Genomic DNA, 22,254 nt, shown 5'->3' on the forward strand with positions numbered 1-22,254 from the left:
CTATGAAAGTCGCGAATATCCTCCTCGCAGCATTATTTGCTGTATTTACCCTCGTCCAGTACAACGATCCGGATGCATGGGAATGGATTATTTTTTACGGTTTTGTTACTGCCTTATTTGGCTTTGCAGCAGCTGGTAAGTTTTACAAACCGGCCGTATGGGTAGGCCTGGCGGCATGTATCATCGGTGCAGCATACCATGTAGTGGGGGCATTTCAGTTTTTGACTAATGATGATGGCATTACCTTCAGCCAGGGCATGTCCAATACCTACCCTTATATAGAAAGGGCCAGAGAATTTGGCGGACTCGTTATCAGCTTTGGGGCGCTGATGTTTCTGTATATGCAATTGCCAAAAAACAAGGCATAAAAAAAACTGTCCCGGCAAAAACCAGGACAGTCATTTTACGTTTCATTTACCCTTCATTTCAAAATCATTCTAACATAACCGCCGTAGAATGCAATTTGAATGAGGATGAACAAATCTATTTGATTTACCCCTACAAATAGATCTTGGATAATTGATTTTAGACAAATTCCATGCCATTTGCGCATATTTTCAATAACTATTTAATTTTTTACATTTGGCCCGCATGAAGTACCTGATTTCCATTGTAGGGCCAACGGCTGTGGGCAAAACTGCGCTATCTATTGCGGTTGTGGAGGCATTGGATACAGTGATTTTGTCCACTGATTCGAGGCAAATGTACAGGTTCATGGACATCGGAACTGCAAAACCTTCAGAAGCCGAAAAAAAAGACATTCCCCACTATTTTATGGACACCCTGTACCCCGACGAAACCTATAATGCCGGGCGATTTGAGGCGGAAGCGGACATACTGATTGAGCAGTTGTTTCAAACACGGGATTATCTTGTTACAGCAGGTGGTTCGACCCTGTATGTAGATGCATTGTGGAACGGCATTGATGAAATGCCCCCGATACCGGCGGAGATACGCGCACAGCTCAATCAGGAATTTCAGGAAAACGGATTGGAAAATCTGTTGGAAGAATTGGCGCAGGTTGACAGCGAAACCTATACCCAAATCGACAAAGCCAACCATGCCAGAGTCATCCGTGCTTTGGAGGTATTTCGGGCGACAGGAAAGCCCATTTCTTTTTACAGAAACCAGACTTCCGGAAAAAAAAGAAACTACCATCTGATCAAAATCGGGCTGACAGATGAGCGGGCAGCCTTATATGAACGAATCAACCGGCGCGTGGAACAAATGGCAGAAGACGGGTTGGAGAAGGAAGTCAGAGATTTGTTGGCGAAAGGATATTCACGGGAAAATCAGGCGCTTCAATCTATAGGATATATTGAAATAATAGACTACATAGAAGGAAAAACAAGCCTTTCGGAAGCCGTGGAACTTATTCAGCGAAACAGCCGCCGTTACGCCAAAAGGCAACTCACCTGGTTTCGGCGGTACGACGACATCAACTGGTTTCGGGCAGGAGAAAACGAAACAGTAGTCAATTGGCTAAAGCAGGAAATTCAGCGACTGGCGGGAACCGCATAGCCGTATTTTTCCCAGATTTCGATGGCACGGGAGGATCTAAGAAAATCGCGGAACGCCGCCATATCGCGATGGCGATTTTTGAGGATGACCATTCCGTGAGGAATACCTTCGCCCGGAATATCCAACCAGAAACCCGTGTTTTTCAGGTTTGGATCAAACATCGCGGAGCGTGAGGTGAAAGCCGCGTCAACGACGCCGGAGAAGATATACCGATTGACATGGCTGACATTTTCCCCGTATACGAGATGGCTTTCGACCAGTTCGTCCCAGCCATTGGCTGTAAGCCAGTCGAGGGCCCGGCGCCCGAAAGGCGCTTGCTCCGGGTTGGCTATGGCGATTTTTTCCAGCTTAGGATCGGTAAAAAAATGGATCAGATCCCTTTCCCCGACAGAATCTTTTGACCAGAACACAAGCTGTCCCATTACAAAAACAACGGGTTCAGCCTGGGCAAAGCCCTTTTCACGGAGGAACTCCGGGTATTTCATATCAGCTGAAAAAAACAAATTAAAAGGAGCGCCATTGGATATCTGGGCAGCATGTACGCCGGAAGCTGCAACCGAAATGTCCACGTGGATATTCTTTTCAGCTTCAAAAGCTGCGGCGATTTCCTCCATCGGCGCGGAGAGGCTTGCGGCGACAGCTACCAACAACGGGCGGTCGGGCTGGCAACTCAGTAAAAAGAAAAGGCATAAGCCGCCAACGATATAGGCAAACCGACTCATTCAGCGCCCAATAAATCCACTTCCCAGGGATCGGTATTTCTCACCCTTGCGAAGATCAGCCCGTCATTCCAATTGGCGATGCGGTCCACCATATCCAGCATATAGCGGGAGAAATGAACCTTTATCGAGTCACCCGTAATCGACTCAACCATCACGGCATAAGCAGGGTGAAACTGATAATCCTGAATGGTACTGACCGGCGGATTTGTGAGCGCCCGGGCGTGGAATTTTACAATTTTTCCTACCGCATTCTCTTTGTTTTCCTGCAATTGATCAAACTCATCAAAGTTTATAATCCATGAAGCCTGAGCCGCCTCGTGCGCAATGGTCTGCACACCGTCTCTGGCACCGGCAAAAAAATCATCTTCCCTAAGGCGGGGTAAAATCATGCGGTCGAGGATCATATTGGAAATAGAATCCGGCACCTGCCATTCGAGGCCAAAACCTGTGAGGATTTTAATATTTCGCTCTTTGCTGGCAATGAGCAGTAGTGCGCCATTGTTGATGCCAGGTTTTCCCAGGCCCATACGGGTGGCAATATCAATGCTTTTTTCATCGATGGTTTGATTTTTCAGTTCAGACACCGTCGCCACTGCCAGCGGCAGATTCAACGAATCATCATATCCGGCCAGCATCGTTTCCAGCACCAGTGCATCAGCCTTAGGAAATAAAGCCGCCGAGTCGCTGACGTATTTTCCCTGGTAGCCCACTTTTGCCGCCGACTGCTGCGGATCTGATTTACAACCCACTACAACCAGCCCCAATAACACTGTTATAAAAAATAACTTATTAAAAAACATAAGGATTTCAATTGTATGAGTCGTAAAACTAGGAAATTATCGGGAAACTTCTGGTAAAACAGAAAAGCCCTTCTGCACAGAAACAGAAGGGCTTTTGCAAATGTTTTTTTTGTGTCTAGTGGTTAAAATATTTAATGTCCAACCCTATCACATCTTTGATCTGGATTGGAGAAGGATTCTGCCCGCCGAGTCCAATCGTTTTTAATCCGTTCCAACCTGATCCAACAGTATTGCCTGTACCGGGGCCCCAGGTAGCTGTTCCGTTGTTGAAGCCTTTATGGTTGTAAAACCGAAGCTTTCCGGCTCCATCGACCAGATAAATATTTCCCCAGCCAGTCGAGAACACCTGCTTGGCAGAATTCCATCCCGAACCTACGACATTATTGTTTCCCCCATACCAGGAATAGGAGCCATCAGCATACCCGGCGTGTTTGTACCATACCAGGTCGCCATTATTTTTTATCATATAGATTACGCCCAATCCACCCGAAAAAACAGCGTAATAATCCGTCCAGCCGTTGCCTACCTTTGTGCCGCTTTTAGCATCCCAGCTCATTGTCCCATCCTGATATCCTGTATGTTTGTACCATATCAGGTCGCCGTTTTCTTTAATAATGTAAATCACCCCTTTTCCGGCAGCAAAGACCGTTCGAACCCCACCCCAGCCATTGCCAACCTTTCTGCCAGATGTAGCGCTCCATTCAAAGGTTCCTTTATGAAACCCGTTGTGATTGTACCATAGCAGATCACCATTGGGCTGAATCGCATAAACATACCCGTCTCCATCGGAAAAAATCCGCTCAAAACTCCCCCATCCGCTACCTACCGTAGCTCCGGAAGCAGGTGCCCATTCAAATGCACCGGTCCAGTAACCGGAATGTTTATACCAAAGGAGTTTGCCCGATGGGTCTAATGCATAGATGATCGGATCTTCAATCAGCTTCCCTCCGTAGAGAAACCTCACACCAACTTTGTCTTTATCGCTCAGAAAACCGTCGTTGTTCCAGGCGGGATTGCAGTAATTCATGATCGAACTTTCATCATAGGTTGTCACCCACCAGTCGCCATCCCCTCCCTGCGCATCCAACTGGCAGTCCAAAGGGGCATCCTTGCGGTTTTGCTCGTGCGCAAACCCCAGCGCATGACCAAACTCGTGAACACCAATTGCCTTAATGCAATATTCTCTTGTACCCGAACAACTCGATCCCCACAGCATAAAGGTAAAGTTGAGCACCATCCCATTTGCAACCCCGTCAAGATTTGAACCCAAAGCCACCGTATGCGGCCTTTCATCTTTGATTTGTATCCGGATTCCTCTGCTTTGCGCATTACAATTGCCCCAACCGGTAAACCGGAAATCAGACTCCCGCTCCCAGGTACTGGCAACGGCATCACGTACCCATGCGCGCTCGGTAGCGTTGGAAGCCATCGCGTTTTCCCAACATACTTCGCAGGTATTATTGGGCCATAAACCGCCGGCAAGCACACTAAGCCCCTGGGTTACCTGTCCGGTATTTCCCTGAGAAAACACAAGCGAAGGCCATAAGACCAGCCATAAGATTTTGATTTTTTTCATGTGTTTGGATTGTTATAGTTTGTTTACCCTAAATTAAGTGGCAGGATTCCCCCCGGCAATCGCACAATTGTGCTATTGAATTAGTACATTAATGGGTATAAATTCTGTGCCTTATATCCCAATTGGCTGTTAATCTCACGATATGCGATGGCTGGTGGTTCTATGGATCGTTTTTAACATTTTTCGGGTCGCAGGCCAGGATCCGCTAATCCATGCAGATGCATTTTACAGAGAATCCGGTCTTTCAGACAACTGGATTACCGCTATCGTACAAGACGACAAAGGGATATTGTGGATCAGTACCAAACAAGGGCTCAACAGCTATGATGGGACGGTTTTTACCCAATACTTTCAGCACGCCACCCAGGAATCTGCCAATACGGATGTGATTTACGACATGATTTTACTGCCAGACAACAAGCTGGCACTGGCTACCCGGGGAGGACTTAGCATTTTTGATATTCATTCAAAAAAATTTTCGGTGATTCCGGTTAACAGAAAAATTTCTCACATGTACCCCATTGACAATATGGCCACCTCCGTACGATTGGATTCAGCCAACAGGCTGTGGTTGGGGACTTATACCGGTATTCATGTCTTTGATCAGTGCCTGAATCCTGTTCACTCTTTCTTTGCTCCAGAATCGCAGTTTCAGGCGACCCGCCTTCCCTTTGTCAACCGATTGTTTACTGCATCAGACCATACGATCATTTTCGAAAGTTATGTTCTCGAATCTCTTTGGGCAAAAGTTGATTTTGACTGTGATACCGTTCTCCCGATAAGCTCACAACTACCCGAATCTGCTTTCTTCTCCCAGATTTTTAACCTGACCCGAACTGATGCAGAGGGTAATTTCTGGACGTTTTCCAAATCTGTGAAAGTCCTGCAAAGCTATTTTCCGAAAACCCATCAAACTCAAACCTATGCCTACAATCCTCCACCGGGGCTGGAGTCCGGAGAAGTACTAAATTTCCTTCCTTTATCAGACCACCAGGTGCTTTTCTGGTACACCAATCACTCCCTTGCGCTGATGAATACTGACAATGGGAAAATGGCCTTACTCCCCTGGCAATTATCCAAATACGCGGAAGTACAGCAAAGTCCGCTTCAAAGTATCAGAGACTATCAGGGTAATCTTTGGCTGTGGGGAGAAGGTACCGGTCTGTACGAAATTTGTTTTGCCAGGCAGGTTTTCCAGCAGGTACCCGAGCTTACTCAATATTTAAAAAAATTTGCCACGACCCCAATAACCGGCTATCTGGAACAGGGTGATTATATTTTCCTGTCAACATTTGGAAAAGGTATCATCCGCTATGATCTCACCTCCGGTAAGATCAACCATATTATTTTTCCCGACAGCACCCTCTTTTACAACCAGAATGAGGTATGGAACATCAAACAACATAACGGCGATACCCTCTGGGTCGGCACAAGCCACGGGATGTTGTGGCTGGACAAACATCATCTCACCTGGGGCCCTCATGCAAATCCATTGCTGAGGAAATATATACCGATTACTCAGTTTACCGATTCTTATAACCTGGTGTGGATAGGATTGGGGGGAGGAAACGGCGTAATGAAGTACGATCCTAAAAACAACAGCTATTTCCACTACCCCAGCACTGGTTCAAAGGCCGTTTTACCCATTCGCCACCCCTATACCATTGCAGAAGATGAAGCGGGAAATTTATGGATGGCTACCCAACGCGGCGGTGGACTGGTAAAATGGGATCGAAACGGAGATTGCTTTAGCCTCATTCATCCCTACGAAATCCCCGGTTTTACCAATGATCTGATTACGGTATTGGTCGCCGACAAAAAAGGCGGAATATGGATATCCGCCTCCGGTCAGGGACTGGTAAAATACAATATCCGGGAAAACACCTGTGAATCCTTTGGCCGTGCCGACGGGCTTTCCCATACCCAGATTGACGGAATAACATTGGATGATCAGGGCATCCTCTGGCTGGCAACTTCCTACGGACTCAACCGGTTTGACCCCGTTTCAAAATCGGTCAAAGTATTTCTCACGCCTTCCGGTCTCCCCGACAATGAGGTGTCTTCTGTTTCTGTCATTCCGAATAGTAATGGCGAAATTTTTGTAGGATTCAAAGGCGCCTATGCCCGATTCCATTCTGATAATATTAAAAAAAACATCTTCGTACCGCCGGTTTTCATTGAGGGAATGCTGGTCAATGGTGAACCCATTTCCGATAATTCAGATGAAGTATTACAACTTCCGCCCGATCAAAACCATATCCAGTTTAACTTCACTGCGTTAAACTTCATCAACGGACCAGCCAACCAATACGCCTGTTATCTGGAAGGAGCAGAAACTCGTTGGAAAAATCTGGGACCAACACGTTTTGCCCTATACGCCAATCTCCCGCCCGGACACTATTGGTTTCATGTAAAAGCTGCCAATAATGATGGCGTTTGGAACGAAACAGGCTGCACCCGCGAGTTTGTCATATTGCCGGAATGGTGGGCGACCCGTTGGTTTCGGACAGCAATATTGCTGACATTTTTTTCGGTAGTATGGGGAATATTTTCGTGGAGGCGGTTTCAGGAAAAGCAGATTGAAGAACTCAGAAACCGGATTGCCGGAGACTTGCACGATGATATAGGTTCTACCATGCTCAGCATCCGTTTATACAGCGAAGCCGCACGCCGGTCAGTGGCAGTAAACAGGCCAGACCTCATTCCCTTATTTGAGCGAATTGGCGGCACTGTCCAGAATATCATGGAAAATATGCGGGACATTATCTGGTCGATTGACGCCCGGTATGACAGCTTGCAAGATCTTTCGGTGAGGATTAAGGAGCATACAGAAAAAGTTACTGAACTGGCTGGAATAGCCAGTAACTATCATTTTTCCGGTACTTTCCAAACCCTGAATCTGGATCCGGAACGCAAAAGAAACATTTTCCTCATCTTTAAAGAATCGCTTCACAATGCGGTCCGTTATTCCCAATGCCATAAAATAGACATTTATCTGAACCTCAAAGGCAGTGAAATTGAGCTTATTGTAGCAGACGACGGAAAAGGGTTTTGGCTGGAAGAAATTACGCCGGGCAATGGGCTGAAAAATATGCAACGCCGCGCCGCCGAAATCAAAGGTAAACTGAACATACAATCATCCCCCGGAAAAGGCACACAGATACAACTGATCTGGAAAAAGAAACGCAAATGGAAGAATTGATTGATTTAACCACCTCCTATGCCAACAGATAAAATCACACTGATTGTCTTTGACGACCACCCCGATCTTCGGCAGGGGATGGAATGGCTGTTTGCCGATCATCCGGAAATCCACCTGGCAGGAACCTTTCCCAACTGCGAAAAACTCACTAAAATTGTAGATCAGGTTGAACCCCACGTCATATTTATGGACATCGATATGCCGGGCATCAATGGCATTGATGCAGTCCGAATTATCAAAACCCACCATCCCGAAATTCATGTTCTGATGCTCACGGTTTTTGACGATGAGGATAAAATTTTCCTCGCCCTTCGCAATGGCGCCTCCGGCTATTTGCTTAAATCATCCTCACCGGAAGAAATTATTTCCGCAGTAACCTCCGTGCAGTCAGGCGGCGTACCGCTAACAGCCAATATCGCTCAAAAAATTTTAACCTACTTTAAAGCCCCGCTGAACCCCGATTATCTGCTCACCAACAGAGAAATCGAAATATTGCGCGAACTGATGAAAGGCAACAGCTATAAAAGAATCGGCGTCGAGCTTGACATCAGCATGGACACTGTCAGGGCGCACATCCGGAATATCTACGCCAAACTTCAGGTTCACACCAAATCGGAAGCCGTCGCTAAGGCCATTAAAGACAAACTGCTGTAATCTATCCCCCGATGGTCGACATCGACTCGTTGACAGGCCGGTCAGTACTGCGTCTTTTTTCGGCTTCGTAGCCATCTTTGGGGCGGTTGGCAAAGGCTTTCAGAAAAGCGTCGCGAATCTCAGCATCATCCGCTCCCTTACGCATCAGCGCCCTTACATCCAGGACGCCATCGTCGTACAGGCAGGTTTTGAGTTGGCCGACTGCCGTCAGTCGTATCCGGTTGCAGGTGCCGCAGAAGGTTCTTGTAAAGGCTGGAATAATTCCCACCGTACCGGCGAAGCCGGGAATCTGGTAGTTTTCAGAAGTGGAGTGATCCGGATCGGGCAGTTTTTGTATGTCGGGATAATGGTTTTTCAGCTCCTGCAGAATCCGGCGGTGATTCCAGACCAGACGGGGGTAATTGGCACCCGCGCCATTGAAGGGCATTTCTTCGATAAACCGCACCCCAACCGGATGTTGGCGGCTGAGTTCTGTCAGGGGAATGAGGTCCTCCACATTTTTTCCATCCATCACTACGGCGTTGATTTTTACCGTCATGTCGTGCGCCAGCAAGGCATCGAGACAATCCAGCACTTTGGGCAGCTCGTCTCTTCGGGTCATATCCAGAAACCGCTGACGGTCGAGGGTGTCGAGGCTCAGGTTGATGGATTGAATGCCCATTTCCTTCAATGCGGGGACGTGCGCAGCGGTAAGGACGCCATTTGTCGTAATATGAACAGCTTCAATTCCTTTGGTATCCGTGATCTGCCGCAACAGATGCATCAGATCACGGCGTAAAAAGGGTTCACCTCCGGTTATTCTCACCTTCCGCACGCCCATTCCGGCGAGTATCTCCACCAGGCGCCCGATTTCCTCGTAAGTGAGCAAATCTTTTCGGTTGACATACACAATCCCTTCTGCCGGCATACAGTAAAAACACCGCAGGTTGCAGCGGTCCGTTACGGCTATCCGCACATAATCAATCGGTCTGCCGTGGTTGTCATATAATCTGGCAACATCCATGAGGGAAAGTTACAAATAAGTTCCCGATGTTTTACCTAGACACTCACCTTTGCGAGCGCATTTTCGAGGTCGCGCACCAGATCATCGGGGTGTTCCAGTCCTACCGAAATGCGCATATCCCCCAATGAAATGCCCATTGCCTGAAATTGTTCGGGGGGAACTTCTTTCAGATAGCTGATGGCAGGGGCATAAATCAGGCTTTCGTGCCCGCCCCAGCTCACGCCGATTTTGAAGAGACTGAGCGTATTAAAGAAAGCCTTGATCTGATCCAGATTTTCTGTTGCCAGCCGAAAACTCATCAGTCCGCTGTAGCCGGTCATTTGTTTTTTACCCAGTTCATACTGCGGATGGCTTTTCAGGCCGGGATAACTGACAGAAGCGATTTTGGGGTGGTTTTCGAGAAATAGCGCCACTTTCATTGCATTTTCTCCATGAGCGCGCATACGCATGGGAAGGGTGCGCAGGCTACGCATCAGCAGCCAGGCTTCGAAGGGAGAAGTTTTTCCGCCGATAAACTGATACTCCCGCATGTAGATTTCCTTTATATCCTTTTCCCGGCCAATGACCACCCCCGCCACAATGTCGCTATGTCCGCCCAGGTATTTGGTGCAGGAATGAACTTCCAGATCCACACCCATTTCCAGCGGCTTCTGAAACAGCGGTGTTGCCCACGAATTGTCAATCATGGTGGGAATACCGTGTTTTTTCGCTACTTCCACTACCCCGCTGATGTCCTGAAGCGAAAATATCGCCGAGGAAGGGCTTTCCAGGTAGATCAGTTTTGTATTGGGGCGAATGGCAGCCTCAAACGCTTCCACCTTATCGCCTTTCACGAAGGTAGTTTCTAGGTTGAGTTTGTCTTTTAAATAGCTGTTCAGCAGGTTATTAGCTGGGCCATAGACATTTTTGACCGTAATCACATGATCGCCGGCCTGGACATAGTGCATCACCGCCGCAGAGATTGCCGCCATTCCGGAACCAAACAACAAGGCACGTTCGCCCCCTGCAATCGCCGCAATTTTTTGTTCGGCCATATCCACTGAAGGGTTACGACCCCGGGTATAGATAAAACTTTCGTACCGATCGTCAAAGGCGGCATCGATCGCCTCCCAGCTTTCGAAAGTAAACAGGCTGTTTTGGAAAATGGGCGGGACGACTGCACCTTCATACAGCGTACGGTCTTCTCCGAGGTGAGCGAGAATGGTCTCAAGATTCATAAGCGAGATTAAACAATAATTAATACATTTACCAAAATAAGCCTCAAATCAAAATAAATGACTGCTCCTATCAAAACAGCACTATTGTCTTTTGGCATGTCTGGCCGCGTTTTTCACGGGCCATTTCTACACGTTCACCCCGGATTTGAAATCTGCAGTGTGTGGCAGCGCAGCAAAAGCGATGTTCACGAAATGTTTCCCTATGTAAAAATCGTCCGGAGTATGGAAGAAATCCTCGAAGACGAGGAAATCGAGCTCGTATTTGTCAATACGCCCGACACCCTGCACTACGCCCATACCGTAGCTGTGCTGGAAGCAGGAAAACATGCAATTGTAGAAAAACCATTTACGATCACCTCAGAAGAAGCACAGCAATTGGTCGAATTGGCAGAAAGCAAAGGGCTGATTTTGAGCGTATATCAAAACCGACGGTGGGACAGCGATTTTCAGACCTTAAAGCAGGTAGTGGAAGGCGAATGGCTGGGCAGGCTCGTGGAGTTTCATTCCAGCTACCAGCGTTACCGCAACTTCATCCAGCCCAATACGTGGAAAGAACAGCCCCTGCCCGGAGCAGGCATTGTCTATAACCTCGGTTCACACCTGATCGACCAGGCTTTGCACCTGTTTGGCATGCCGGAGGAGATATTTGCCGACATCCGCACACAGCGCACAGGCGGGAAAATCCCCGATCATTTCCAGATCACCCTGTATTATGACGGAATGAAAACAAACCTGATGGCCGGATATCTGGTGCGGGAGTTAGGCCCACGGTTTAAGCTACAGGGCACGGAAGGCACATTTGTCAAATTTGGGATGGATCCGCAGGAGGAGTTTCTGAAACAAGGGATCATGCCAACGGGAGCAGGTTGGGGCGTAGAACCCGAGACCGACTGGGGGCAGGTCAACACCACCCATAGAGGCGTAAATCTGCGAGGCAAAATCGAGAGCCTGAAAGGCGACTACACCGGATATTACCAAAATATATACGAAGCTGTCCGGGAAGGCAAGCCATTGGCCGTACCCGGCAGCGACGGAGTAAAGACCATCCGGACGATCGAAGCCGCGATCCGCAGCTTTGAGGAAGGAAAACGCATCAAGATGTAAAAAATCATTTGCTAAATCTTCGTCCCCTGATTACCTTTGTAGCCTTATTAAAAGCCCAGGTGGCGGAACTGGTAGACGCGATGGTCTCAAACACCATTGGGGTTAAACCCGTGCCGGTTCGATTCCGGCCCTGGGTACGAAAAAGTCTCTGAGATTCAGAGACTTTTTTTTGTTGTAGGGGTACCGCCACGTAGGGGCAATCCCTTGTGGTTGCCCCGATTGGATGGCGCAATCCCTTGTGGTTGCCCGATTGGATGGCGCAATCCCTTGTGGTTGCCCCTATCGGATGGCGCAATCCCTTGTGGTTGCCCGATTGGATGGCGCAATCCCTTGTGGTTGCCCTACAAAAATGGCGATTGCGCCAATCAATAGGGGGGCAACCACAAGGGATTGCCCCTACCGACGTTTGTTTTTTGATGCGCGCTGCGGCGCATCGCTGACCGGCGGCTGAGGCTCTCGAAGCCCCGGGCACATTGGCGCGCCGACGGCGCATTTCCGGTGGTTTCGGCTCCGCTCAACCACCGGGTTTTGTGACCTCATCCACAAAAATACCAACCTTGCGAAAACACAAAAATTTGCTTTTACCGGAAAAAGGCTCTACCTTGAAATAGTGAATGATTGGAAACATCCAATATAACGAGGACAAGCCCCAAACACTCACATACAAAAAAAATATGACAAAAGCAAAAGTCACATGTTTTTCCAAAAAGGGCCTTTTTTCGGGGTTTTTCGTAACAGTGTTAGCCGCTGGCTATCAGTCAACTATACAAAATTAGCTCTTAAAGTCTATGTCCATTAGAATGAGGACTGTAACAGGCAAAAGAAAACAGCAAGATTAAGGTTAAAACTTAAAGTCTATGTCCATTAGAATGAGGACTGTAACAAATGTCCATCCCTTCTCGTTTTTGTGTTCAGAACTTAAAGTCTATGTCCATTAGAATGAGGACTGTAACGGGAGCAATCTTTCACTGAACCGTTCGCGTATTTACTTAAAGTCTATGTCCATTAGAATGAGGACTGTAACCTTTCGCATTTTTGATTTTCACTTCTTCGATATCAACTTAAAGTCTATGTCCATTAGAATGAGGACTGTAACGGGTACTGACTTCCGATGTCCAGCGCGTTGAAGCTTAAAGTCTATGTCCATTAGAATGAGGACTGTAACCTCTTATTCCAGGAATAAACCTGTAATGGAATAACTTAAAGTCTATGTCCATTAGAATGAGGACTGTAACGATCCCCATAGTAATTGGGGCTCCACGACCGATTCTTAAAGTCTATGTCCATTAGAATGAGGACTGTAACATCCTTGCGACAAACAGGACACTCAACATAACCGACCTTAAAGTCTATGTCCATTAGAATGAGGACTGTAACGCTTGCTAAGTGCAATCTGGTCGGGCATTTCATCTTAAAGTCTATGTCCATTAGAATGAGGACTGTAACGAACATTGGCAACATTTTCAAAAAAAGCGCAAAGCTTAAAGTCTATGTCCATTAGAATGAGGACTGGTTGGGGCAATCCCTTGTGGTTGCCCTGTTTTAGCGCAATCCGTTGTGGTTGCCCTGTTTATTTTGGTTGCCCCATATCGATTGGGGCATTCGCCTTCCTGGTAGGGGCAACCACAAGGGATTGCCCCTACCGACGTTTGTTTTTTGGGGTGCGCTTCGACGCGACATTGACCGGCGGCTGAGCGCAGTCGAAGCCCCGGGCACATTGGCGCCGACGGCGCGCGCCTTTGGAGGGAAATTTTGGGGGGGGGCGCCTTTCGGGCTACCGACGCTTCGCCCCTACCGGGGCTATGCTTTTTGCATACCGATGATTGATATCCTGTCATTCTTGCCGAAGGCAATAGGTCCGGAGGACCGAAACATCGGTAGACACGATGCCCGACATTTCCAGAGTTTTTTTATACAATTTTCGGTGGCGGTCTATGAAAAATGCGGCAAAGTGCATAGATTACAATTGTTGGCTGCAATGTATTTTATCCGGCTTCTGATTAATTGATTTATGGATCATATCCATGTGCTGAATGTTTTGTTCGATACGATTATCGGGCCACAAGATCTTCCTGCCTTCCGCGGCGCTTTTGCACATCGGGTGGGGTTGGAAAACGAGTGGTTTCACAATCATGACAACTCGGAAAGTGAACATAAATTTCACTACCGATACCCGCTCATTCAATACAAACGCAGGGGCAATCAGCCCCAAATCGTCTGCATCGGACAAGGCGTGGAAGCTGCCCGTATGTTTTTTGATAACCTCGTCTGGGATATGGAAATGAATGGCGTGTTGCGCCCCATGCAGGTGGAAGAACTTGTGTTGCGCAAATATCCCATTGGCATTGGTGAAGAAATGATTTATACCTACCAGCTTTATGACTGGCAACCGCTCAACCAGAAAAACTACCGCGAATATCAGTCTCTGCAAGGACTAATGGAAATCATTCAGTTCCTGGAGCCGAAGCTTGTCGCGCATATTATCAGCTTTGCCAAAGGCATTCGCTGGAGTATCGAACAAAAAATCCAGCTCGAAATCACCGAAATGTACCCCATACGCACACGGGAGTTTAAGGGTTTTGAACCCGTGCTTTTCAATTTTGCCTTCCAGACGAACGTCCTGCTTCCCGATGGAATCGGTCTGGGTAAAGGAGCGAGTACGGGGTTTGGAAACATCCGCCGCCGCAAACAGCGTGAAGAAAGACACAGAAATTTTTAATCACTATTCCGGCTTTTATAACCTATGGATAAAGAACTCCTACATATTTACAAAAACGCTTTCCTGCATTCGGTAAAGCCTGACTCAGTGAAAGTAGATTCGACTGTCGGTAAAGCTGCATCCTTTACCGGTAGCCAGCGGAAAAGTGAAGCCGATAACCGCATTCTCTCGTCTTTTGCGTTTGGGTCGGAAAAAGGCAATTTCTACATTCCCTCCACTACCCTATCACTGGAAGAAAGATACCTGTTCCCCTCTGAAGAAGCCGGGGAAAGCGCAGCAAAACTCATCGAAGATTTTGTCAAAAGCCTGGACAAAATCAAACCAAACGAATCAGTCTACGGGCAGGCAGAACAAATCCTCTCTCTGGCTCATTATCACCTTGCGACCGTACCAGTCGATCATTCAGAGGCCAGTCTCTATGACCAAGCACGGTTGACTGCCGCAGTAGCGGTTTGTCTGAGCGCAGATCAGGATGCTGAATCTGCCCTGCTCATCAAGGGTGACCTCTCTGGGATTCAGGATTTTATCTTCGATGTGGTGTCTGACGGCGCAGCGCGTTCGCTCAAAGGCCGCTCCTTTCGCGTGCAGATGCTTACCCGCATGTATGTGGACTATCTCCTCGAAAAGCTCGATCTCAGTCCCGCCAACCTCCTCTACGAAGGTGGGGGAAATTTTTATATCCTGGCGCCGACGAGCGCAAAAGATGATATCGGGCAATTCCGGAAAGATATGAGCGAACACCTTCTGGAACTGGAAGCGAAATCCGATCCGGACTTTATGCCCGTCCCCGAAAAACTCAGGATATTTGTTGCAGCAGAAGAAATTCCCCTGGAGAATCTCACACGTTCTATTTCCCAAACCTGGCAAAAAGTCGCCGACCAGATCAGCGAAGAGAGGCTTCGCTATCACAAAGGGATAGATTACAAGAAGTTATTTACCCCCCTAAAACCCATCAGCCAGACCGATCGGAGAAAAGTGGAAGCGGAAAATTATAAGGAAATTACGGGACAATTGAAAAATCTGGAAGGAATTTCGATTTTGCCTCAGACCAACGGGATCTCTCGTGCAACCCAGACCATTACCAAAGATACCGGTTCAAAAACATATACCTTCCCCGCGCCCTTTTCCGTAGCCAACCGAAAGATTTCGTTTTCCGGAAACGGAGAAAAAAAATGGTCATTTTTTCACAAAATCAATGAAAACTATCAGCAACAGCCCTTCCTGTTTGCGATCAATCAACTGCCTGTATGGACGCCCGGACTGATCAATTTTTACCAGGAAGAAATCAATACCTATATCCGCGAACTCGCCCGCGATGAGGAGGACCGGCAACCGCCCAAAGCAGATAGGTTGATCGAATTTGCCTACCTCAGCCTGTTTGCCAAAAAGCGGACAGGAACCGCCAAACTCGGCATTCTGAAAATGGATGTGGACAATCTCGGAAAATCTTTTACCGCTCATGGGCGTACACTCCTGCAGAATATGGCTCTTTCCCGCGCCATGAAGTGGTTTTTTGAGGGCCACCTGCATACGATTCTCAGTCAGGAGGTTAATGGTGAAAAACTGAGCGACAATCTCTATGTCTTGTACTCCGGAGGCGACGACTTTTTTGTCGTGGGTGCATGGGATATGGTGATCGAATTTGCGTGGAAGATGCACGATGCCTTCCGGAAGTTTACCAAAGGTACCCGGACGATTTCTGCCGGAGTGGTCATGGTGGACTCGAAGTTTCCCGTCAGCCGCTTTGCCCAACTGGCCAGCGAAGCCCTGGAAGAAGCCAAAATTGAACGGGACAATATCTGTGTATTTGGCCAGCCGCTGAAATGGGCGGAGTTTAAGGAAGCCCGCGCCATCAGCGATACCCTGCGCGAACTGGTCACGAAAGAAGAAAACCCCGAATCGCGCGCCATCATCACCAAAGTGCGCAACAGCATGCGCGGATTTGAAAAAATCAACAGAGTCATCCGCCAGCGCCGCAGCCTCGATCTCTCACGTTTCTGGCGGCTCAACTATTACCTGCGCGATACAAAAAAAGAAAATCTCGAAGTAGTGAAAAAAGACATTATCCAGAAATATGAAAGATGGCTGAAAGAACATTTGCAACACCCAAAAGCAGCTATAAACCCTGGCTTAATCGCCGTGGGTGCACGTATGGCAGAATTTTTAACCCGAAATATTGACTCCAATCAAAACTAGTGAATATGGAAGACAAAAGAAATCAAAACCGGGGGCAACAAAAACCAAATCAAAATCGCGACCGACGCAACAATCACAACAATCGTGATAACGATTACGACACAAAGGTTTTTACCACTCAACTGGTATTACATGAGCCAGAGAAAGATTACCAGACACTCGCCGATCATGTTAAAAATTATACTCACTTTCTTGTAAAGGATAAAAACAATAAAGTAACTACCCATCAGTTGCGAATCCTTTTCAACAAGGCGATCAAACAGGATGAACCTAAGGATGTATGGAAACTGGAAATTGATCTGGTGTATCTCGCGGGCAGAAATGATTCCAATAAGGTCTTTAAAGGGCTTACAGAAACCCTCACCCGTCTGATTCGAGGAGTCAGAGACGAGAAAACACTGGAAAATTTCAAAGAATTTTTCAAAATGCTCGTCGCCTACCACAAATACAACGAAAAGTTTAATGCCAATAAATTTTAATCCCATGGCCCCAAAATTCACAGGAAAACTATTTATCACCGGTAAAATACGCGCAGTAACCGGACTCCATATCGGCGGATCCAAAGCAGCCCTCGACATTGGCGGCATTGACCTTAACGTTATCAAGACGGCCATCGGGAAAGTGCCTTTTATACCCGGAAGTTCGCTTAAAGGCAAACTGCGCACCCTGCTCGCAAGAGAAGTAGGTTCCATCGCAGTAAGTGCCAAACAATTGAAAGGCGCTCCGGGAATTCACGATATGTCTCCCGAAGCCATTTATATTTCTGAAATCTTCGGATTCCCCGGAGATGCCGAAAACGAAACCGAAGTACCTACACGGCTTCTTGTGCGCGATGCTTTTCTGGATACTTATGGTTTTGAAAAAACATTCTCAGAAGCCGACCTCACAGACGAATACACTGAGGAAAAATGGGAAAACACCATCAACCGCCGCACCGGAACCGCCGAACATCCCCGCCAGTTGGAGCGTGTGCCCGCAGGGGCAGATTTTGACTTTGTGATGATCTACAACGTCTATGACGACGGAAAAAAAGATGCACACATTAAGCATATCCGCCGCGCCATGCGAATCCTCGAAGAAGACTACCTCGGCGGACAGGGAAGCCGTGGATACGGCGCTATCGAATTTGTGGATGTCGAACTTTCGGAGCGTACCGTCGAAGATTACGAAGCCAATAACTCCCGGAAAGTGGTTGAAGCCGATTTTCTTGGAAAAAAAGCGAAAACCTCATGAAGGCCATTATACTGAAGTGTAGCCCGTTTAACCAGTTTCGCCTCGGCGTCAGCGATCTGGAACAGACCTTGGATTTTATCCATTCTGACACCCTTTTTTCCTCACTCATCAATACCTGCGCGATGATGTACGGAAAACAAGCGGCAGATGCCTGTGTGGAAGCATTTGAAAATGACCATATTCGCCTGTCCTCCGCCTTTCACTGCTTGAGCAACCGGGATGAAACAGCTACAATATTTTTTCTGCCACGACCAGCGGGTTATGAGTTGCTCAGTGGCGAATTTGCTCCCAGGGTGAGAAACATCCGCTACCTCTCTACCGGCGTATGGCAACAAATGCAAAAACCTGCCGATCTGCTGGGTTTGCCACTTCTGGGAGAAACATATGCGGTTACATGGGAGGAACTCAATCAGTTACAACTACGAAAATACACAGACTCATTCACCCAGTCAGAAGCAGCAAGGGAAAATAAGAGAGCCTTTTATAATAAGAATAGCCAGGTATTGGGAGGCTATAAGCCTGTGGACATGATCTCCTACCCTAAAGTAAGCGTACATCAGCCCGGACAGGAAAGCGCCTATTATACCCAGACCAATCTCCAGCTAATGCAACTCAGTTCCGGCTGGCAGACCCATTTTTACTTTTTGCTGGACATAGCCAACACCTGCGACGCGAAGGTGAAAAAATATATAGAAGCTGCTATTCATATCCTGCCCGATGAAGGAATCGGCGGCGACCGATCGACGGGTACGGGATTGTTTGAGGGAATCAGGGAATCAGACTTTCCCCTGGCAATAGGAGCGATCACGGCTGACGAATGGGCATGTAACCTTTCCCTGTCCATACCTGCCAGTCAGCGCGAGTTTGATGTTTTTGAATACTACCAGTTTATCATTCGCGGTGGCGGTTCACTGGGCGGAGACGAAGACAAAGAAACCCACCGGCGGCAGGTGCGCATGATTGCCGAAGGCAGCATGCACAAAGGTCCCGTCAGTGGATCACTGCAAAATGTATCTCCCGAAAAAAAAGGAAACATAACGCGAAACGGAAAAACCCTTTCAATACCCGTGAAGTATGAACACCAGTGAACAAATTGTCAGTTTTAACATCCGCCTCACTACGGAGTCGCCTGTTTCCATAGGTGCGGACAAGGCACACGTGTTATCACCTTACGCCGACTATGTGGTAAGCCATGACGGAACACAACTGCATTATATCGACAAACAAAAACTGGAGGCGTTGCTGGGTAATAATCTGGAACTCCGCACAGCCTTTATTGAAGAATTGCGCAGCGGGATATTAAACAAAACCCGCTCAGAATTTGACTTTAGCGATTTTGTAAGCAGGCAGATGGGGGGATCAGTAGAATCTATCACACGGGAAACGGTCAAAAGTTACGGTCTGGAACGCAACAAACGACAACAGATCCAGTCAGTGATCAAATCTGCCGGAAAACTATATATCCCCGGCAGCAGCCTCAAAGGCGCCATTCGCACTGCTATTTTATACGACTGGCTGGATAAAACCACTGAAGGGGAGGAAGTAATGAGAAGCGCATACAAAGAAATGGAGAAAGCGTATCATTTAATTGCTGAGAAGAAAGAACTCGAACTCCGCAAAAAAACTGAACGAAGACTTTCTGACGCAGATTTCCAGAAAATGAAGGAACTGGGAAAAGCTTTCAGCAGGCAAATAAGAATCCTGGACAGAGAAATTCTCAAAGAGGATAAGCTATTTGGAAATATTCACCAAAAAGAGCGTGGACCTGACAGCCAGCAGATACAGGTAAGCGACAGCAGCTTTTTTGACGCCCAGGCGCTGACAGTTTACCAGGCAGAGCGAATACGAATGAACCCACTGGACGAAAAAGCCCGCAGCAGAGCAGATCAAAGCCAGATTCCCCAACCCAGAGAATGTATAGATATTGGAGGAACAGCAGAATTTCGACTCAATCTATTGCCCGATAAAATTTTTAATAAAACCTTACACTACCTGAAATCGGATTCCGCCAATCGCCTGCTGGAAATCATTCATGACTTCTCGGCAGATTGTATCGAAAACGAAATCTACAATCTGGAATCTGCCACTGATATGCCCGATACACATGCAAGAAATGCCCTGCTTCGATTTTACCGCGACCTTTCCGACCGGTCTGAAAAAGGCGAAATCTTTATACGCCTGGGACTGGGCAAAACTGTATTTGATAACTCCCTGCTGCTCGCAATGATGAACTACGCCGAAGATTTGCACGAAGACGGCGAAGAAGCCTTTCTGCGATATCGGGAAGTTTTGTTCAATGTCAACCCCAGAAAAGAATTTTTCCCCGTCACCCGCACCGTCACCACCTACAAAAATCTGCCGATGGGCTGGGTAAAACTCGAATTGTTATAACCCCCGAAGGATGAAAAAAGAGCAGTTACTACAATCTGTAAAAGAAAATGTCCGGCTGAATGAGCTGGACGACGCACTGGAAAAACTCAACATGGCTGTGGGCGATTCCAGCGAGTTGCAAAACATGGTTATCACAATCGAAGCGGAGTATCTGGATTTGAAAAAAAGTCAGGTTATGGGTTTAATGAGCGGGGATGAAGCCCGGCGAAATGCAAACCAGGTTAGGGAAAGAATTTTAAAACTCACAGACCTGGCTGCAAAAGGTAACGATCCTGTGATAATATCCCACCATTCACTCCGGCATGTTGAAATATCCTTCAGAATACGGGTAATCGCACACGACCAGGGAGCGTTGAAATACATGAAAATGAATTTTTTTGATCCATTGGGATATGTCTTAAGACCGGAAGACTATTGTATTGCCCGTGATTTTGATTCAGTAGAAGGATATGATCTGATCGTCTTTGATAATCGATTTCTCGGTCCGGTGAGGACATGGAGTGATCGCGGCGAATTAGATGAATCGCAGCAACTGTACCTGGAAGAGATATCTGAATGTATGGAGAATATCCCTATTCACTTTATCCATTTAGGAGAAGAACTATACCTTCTAAACCGCTACCGAGCCAAAGCCCATGCCGCAAATTCCCTGTTTGCGCTACATGCACGTATCCGGGAGATGCTGCAGTTTGTGAAAGATTACCGGATTTAATGCCAGAACTGTGTGGAATATTCGTGTGCATTCGTATCATTCGTGGCTATTTTCTTTTCAACAAAACTTATGAGGTTACACCCATTCATTTTTTTCATCATTCTCCTCTTCCCCCACTCCCTCCACGCCCAGGACAGCCTGCTTAATGCCCGCGTCGCGGCGCTGGAAGAGGTTATCTCCCTCGAAAAAACCATCGAAGAAAAAGTCGCTGAGGAAGCAGAAAGGCAGCGTCAGAATTTTTGGATCGGTGCTGTGGTGGCGGTTGTCGCCTTCCTGGGTGGTTATGGCGGGTTGTACCTCTGGGCCAAAAAATACGCGCAATCACAGGTTGAACAAAAAATCGCCACCATCATCGAGGAAAAACGCGAACTCATCCGGGCCATTGCCGCCGGGCAGGAGCGCGAATATTTGCTGTTACAAAATACCCGGATACTGGTATTGAGTTTTGGGAGCGACTTTGACCACGGCTCGCCGGCGGGTAAAGTGCTCGGAAAATTTGCCCGGCAGAACCTCTCCCCTGTGACATTGGCGGCGGGAGCAAAGGTATCTGTCGAAACGTATGACCTTGTGTTTGTGGATAACGGCAGCGGTCATTTTGACACAGCGTTGAGTCTGGTGGAAGAATATCTGCAAACAGCCGCCGGGAGCGGCGTCGCCTTTTTTTATTTTGGGGGCAAACACCTCAACCCTCAGATCATGCAGCAGCACGAGCTGGCGGGGTCGGCCAATTTCCCTTCCCAGATTTACGGCAATATGATGAATCTGCTGAAACTGCGGGCATTGCCCGGCAGTGAAAATAAGACAAATAACAAGTGATTGAAATTTGCATTTTTCAGGATAAATAACCATATTGAAATAGAATTTAAGCGCAAATCAACCGGCATAATTGTAGCAGTCAACCACCTGCATATACAAAAAATTTATGAAAAAAGCAAAAGTCACATGTTTTTCCAAAAACGGCCTTTTTTCGGGGTTTTTCGTAACAGTGTTAGCCGCTGACTATCAGTCGATTATGCAAAATTAGCTCTTAAAGTCTATGTCCATTAGAATGAGGACTGTAACAAAAGACTTAGAATTATTCATGAGTTTCGGTTTAACTTAAAGTCTATGTCCATTAGAATGAGGACTGTAACGGCGGAGGCGGGATCATTTCGTAGCGACTGGAGTCTTAAAGTCTATGTCCATTAGAATGAGGACTGTAACT

General features: G+C 47.3%; 18 protein-coding genes, 1 tRNA gene and 2 CRISPR repeat arrays (1 of these 21 running past the window's edge). Of the genes, 14 read left to right on the forward strand and 5 right to left on the reverse strand.

The window, feature by feature from the left end; all coding sequences use genetic code 11:
- Positions 1-2: 2 nt before the first annotated feature.
- The gene (locus tag R3D00_19790) at positions 3-368 is read left to right on the forward strand and encodes a transmembrane 220 family protein (protein ID MEZ4775437.1); all 366 of its coding nucleotides are present in this window, start codon (positions 3-5) and stop codon (positions 366-368) included.
- A gap of 223 nt (positions 369-591) precedes the next feature.
- On the forward strand, positions 592-1,521 hold the full coding sequence (gene miaA, locus R3D00_19795; protein ID MEZ4775438.1) for a tRNA (adenosine(37)-N6)-dimethylallyltransferase MiaA: 930 nt from the start codon (positions 592-594) through the stop codon (positions 1,519-1,521).
- Here miaA and modA read toward each other — a convergent pair.
- The 3 genes from modA to R3D00_19810 form a co-directional block, all read right to left on the reverse strand.
- Positions 1,497-2,243, reverse strand: coding sequence for a molybdate ABC transporter substrate-binding protein (gene modA, locus R3D00_19800; protein ID MEZ4775439.1), 747 nt, complete (start codon positions 2,241-2,243; stop codon positions 1,497-1,499). The two genes, miaA and modA, sit on opposite strands and share 25 nt — an antisense overlap.
- Complete coding sequence (locus R3D00_19805; protein MEZ4775440.1) at positions 2,240-3,043, reverse strand: TPM domain-containing protein; 804 nt, start codon at positions 3,041-3,043, stop codon at positions 2,240-2,242. The genes modA and R3D00_19805 overlap by 4 nt, the downstream gene beginning before the upstream one ends.
- Before the next feature lie 115 nt (positions 3,044-3,158).
- Complete coding sequence (locus R3D00_19810) at positions 3,159-4,619, reverse strand: tachylectin-related carbohydrate-binding protein (protein MEZ4775441.1); 1,461 nt, start codon at positions 4,617-4,619, stop codon at positions 3,159-3,161.
- A 142-nt stretch (positions 4,620-4,761) separates the two neighbouring features.
- On the opposite strand from R3D00_19810, the gene R3D00_19815 reads away from it, so the two are divergent.
- Positions 4,762-7,821: a two-component regulator propeller domain-containing protein gene (locus tag R3D00_19815; protein ID MEZ4775442.1), complete on the forward strand. Its 3,060-nt coding sequence runs from the start codon at positions 4,762-4,764 to the stop codon at positions 7,819-7,821.
- Positions 7,822-7,839: 18 nt separating this feature from the next.
- Positions 7,840-8,475 (forward strand): response regulator transcription factor, encoded by a 636-nt coding sequence (locus R3D00_19820; protein MEZ4775443.1) that lies wholly within the window; start codon positions 7,840-7,842, stop codon positions 8,473-8,475.
- A 1-nt stretch (position 8,476) separates the two neighbouring features.
- Here the strand turns inward: R3D00_19820 and moaA are convergent, their stop codons facing one another.
- Together moaA and R3D00_19830 are read right to left on the reverse strand one after the other, a co-directional pair.
- Positions 8,477-9,478 (reverse strand): GTP 3',8-cyclase MoaA, encoded by a 1,002-nt coding sequence (gene moaA / locus R3D00_19825; GenBank protein MEZ4775444.1) that lies wholly within the window; start codon positions 9,476-9,478, stop codon positions 8,477-8,479.
- A 35-nt stretch (positions 9,479-9,513) separates the two neighbouring features.
- Positions 9,514-10,695: an aminotransferase class I/II-fold pyridoxal phosphate-dependent enzyme gene (locus R3D00_19830; protein MEZ4775445.1), complete on the reverse strand. Its 1,182-nt coding sequence runs from the start codon at positions 10,693-10,695 to the stop codon at positions 9,514-9,516.
- Between the two features lie 57 nt (positions 10,696-10,752).
- On the opposite strand from R3D00_19830, the gene R3D00_19835 reads away from it, so the two are divergent.
- The 10 genes from R3D00_19835 to R3D00_19880 all read left to right on the forward strand — a co-directional run bounded on the left by R3D00_19835 (position 10,753) and on the right by R3D00_19880 (position 21,866).
- Entirely contained in the window at positions 10,753-11,799 is a 1,047-nt protein-coding gene (locus R3D00_19835) for a Gfo/Idh/MocA family oxidoreductase (GenBank protein MEZ4775446.1), read from the forward strand.
- A gap of 53 nt (positions 11,800-11,852) precedes the next feature.
- Positions 11,853-11,936: transfer RNA gene (locus tag R3D00_19840), tRNA-Leu, on the forward strand.
- A 641-nt stretch (positions 11,937-12,577) separates the two neighbouring features.
- Positions 12,578-13,315: direct repeats of the CRISPR family, unit length 36 nt; unit sequence CTTAAAGTCTATGTCCATTAGAATGAGGACTGTAAC.
- A gap of 495 nt (positions 13,316-13,810) precedes the next feature.
- Positions 13,811-14,518, forward strand: a complete 708-nt coding sequence (locus R3D00_19845) for a CRISPR-associated endonuclease Cas6 (protein ID MEZ4775447.1) — start codon at positions 13,811-13,813, stop codon at positions 14,516-14,518.
- Between the two features lie 24 nt (positions 14,519-14,542).
- Complete coding sequence (gene cas10, locus R3D00_19850) at positions 14,543-16,714, forward strand: type III-A CRISPR-associated protein Cas10/Csm1 (GenBank protein ID MEZ4775448.1); 2,172 nt, start codon at positions 14,543-14,545, stop codon at positions 16,712-16,714.
- A gap of 5 nt (positions 16,715-16,719) precedes the next feature.
- A complete protein-coding gene (csm2, locus tag R3D00_19855; GenBank protein MEZ4775449.1) occupies positions 16,720-17,193 on the forward strand; it encodes a type III-A CRISPR-associated protein Csm2 in 474 nt (157 codons plus the stop codon).
- Positions 17,194-17,197: 4 nt separating this feature from the next.
- A complete protein-coding gene (gene csm3, locus R3D00_19860; protein ID MEZ4775450.1) occupies positions 17,198-17,947 on the forward strand; it encodes a type III-A CRISPR-associated RAMP protein Csm3 in 750 nt (249 codons plus the stop codon).
- Complete coding sequence (locus R3D00_19865) at positions 17,944-19,035, forward strand: hypothetical protein (protein ID MEZ4775451.1); 1,092 nt, start codon at positions 17,944-17,946, stop codon at positions 19,033-19,035. Before csm3 ends, R3D00_19865 begins: the two co-directional genes overlap by 4 nt.
- Complete coding sequence (gene csm5, locus R3D00_19870; protein MEZ4775452.1) at positions 19,022-20,338, forward strand: type III-A CRISPR-associated RAMP protein Csm5; 1,317 nt, start codon at positions 19,022-19,024, stop codon at positions 20,336-20,338. Before R3D00_19865 ends, csm5 begins: the two co-directional genes overlap by 14 nt.
- A gap of 10 nt (positions 20,339-20,348) precedes the next feature.
- Positions 20,349-21,050, forward strand: coding sequence for a hypothetical protein (locus R3D00_19875; GenBank protein MEZ4775453.1), 702 nt, complete (start codon positions 20,349-20,351; stop codon positions 21,048-21,050).
- Between the two features lie 69 nt (positions 21,051-21,119).
- Entirely contained in the window at positions 21,120-21,866 is a 747-nt protein-coding gene (locus R3D00_19880) for a hypothetical protein (protein MEZ4775454.1), read from the forward strand.
- Positions 21,867-22,076: 210 nt separating this feature from the next.
- Positions 22,077-22,254: a CRISPR direct-repeat array (repeat unit 36 nt; unit sequence CTTAAAGTCTATGTCCATTAGAATGAGGACTGTAAC) (it continues 1,270 nt past the right edge of the window).

Source organism: Bacteroidia bacterium (assembly GCA_041391665.1).
In the GTDB taxonomy this organism is placed as follows: domain Bacteria; phylum Bacteroidota; class Bacteroidia; order J057; family J057; genus JAGQVA01.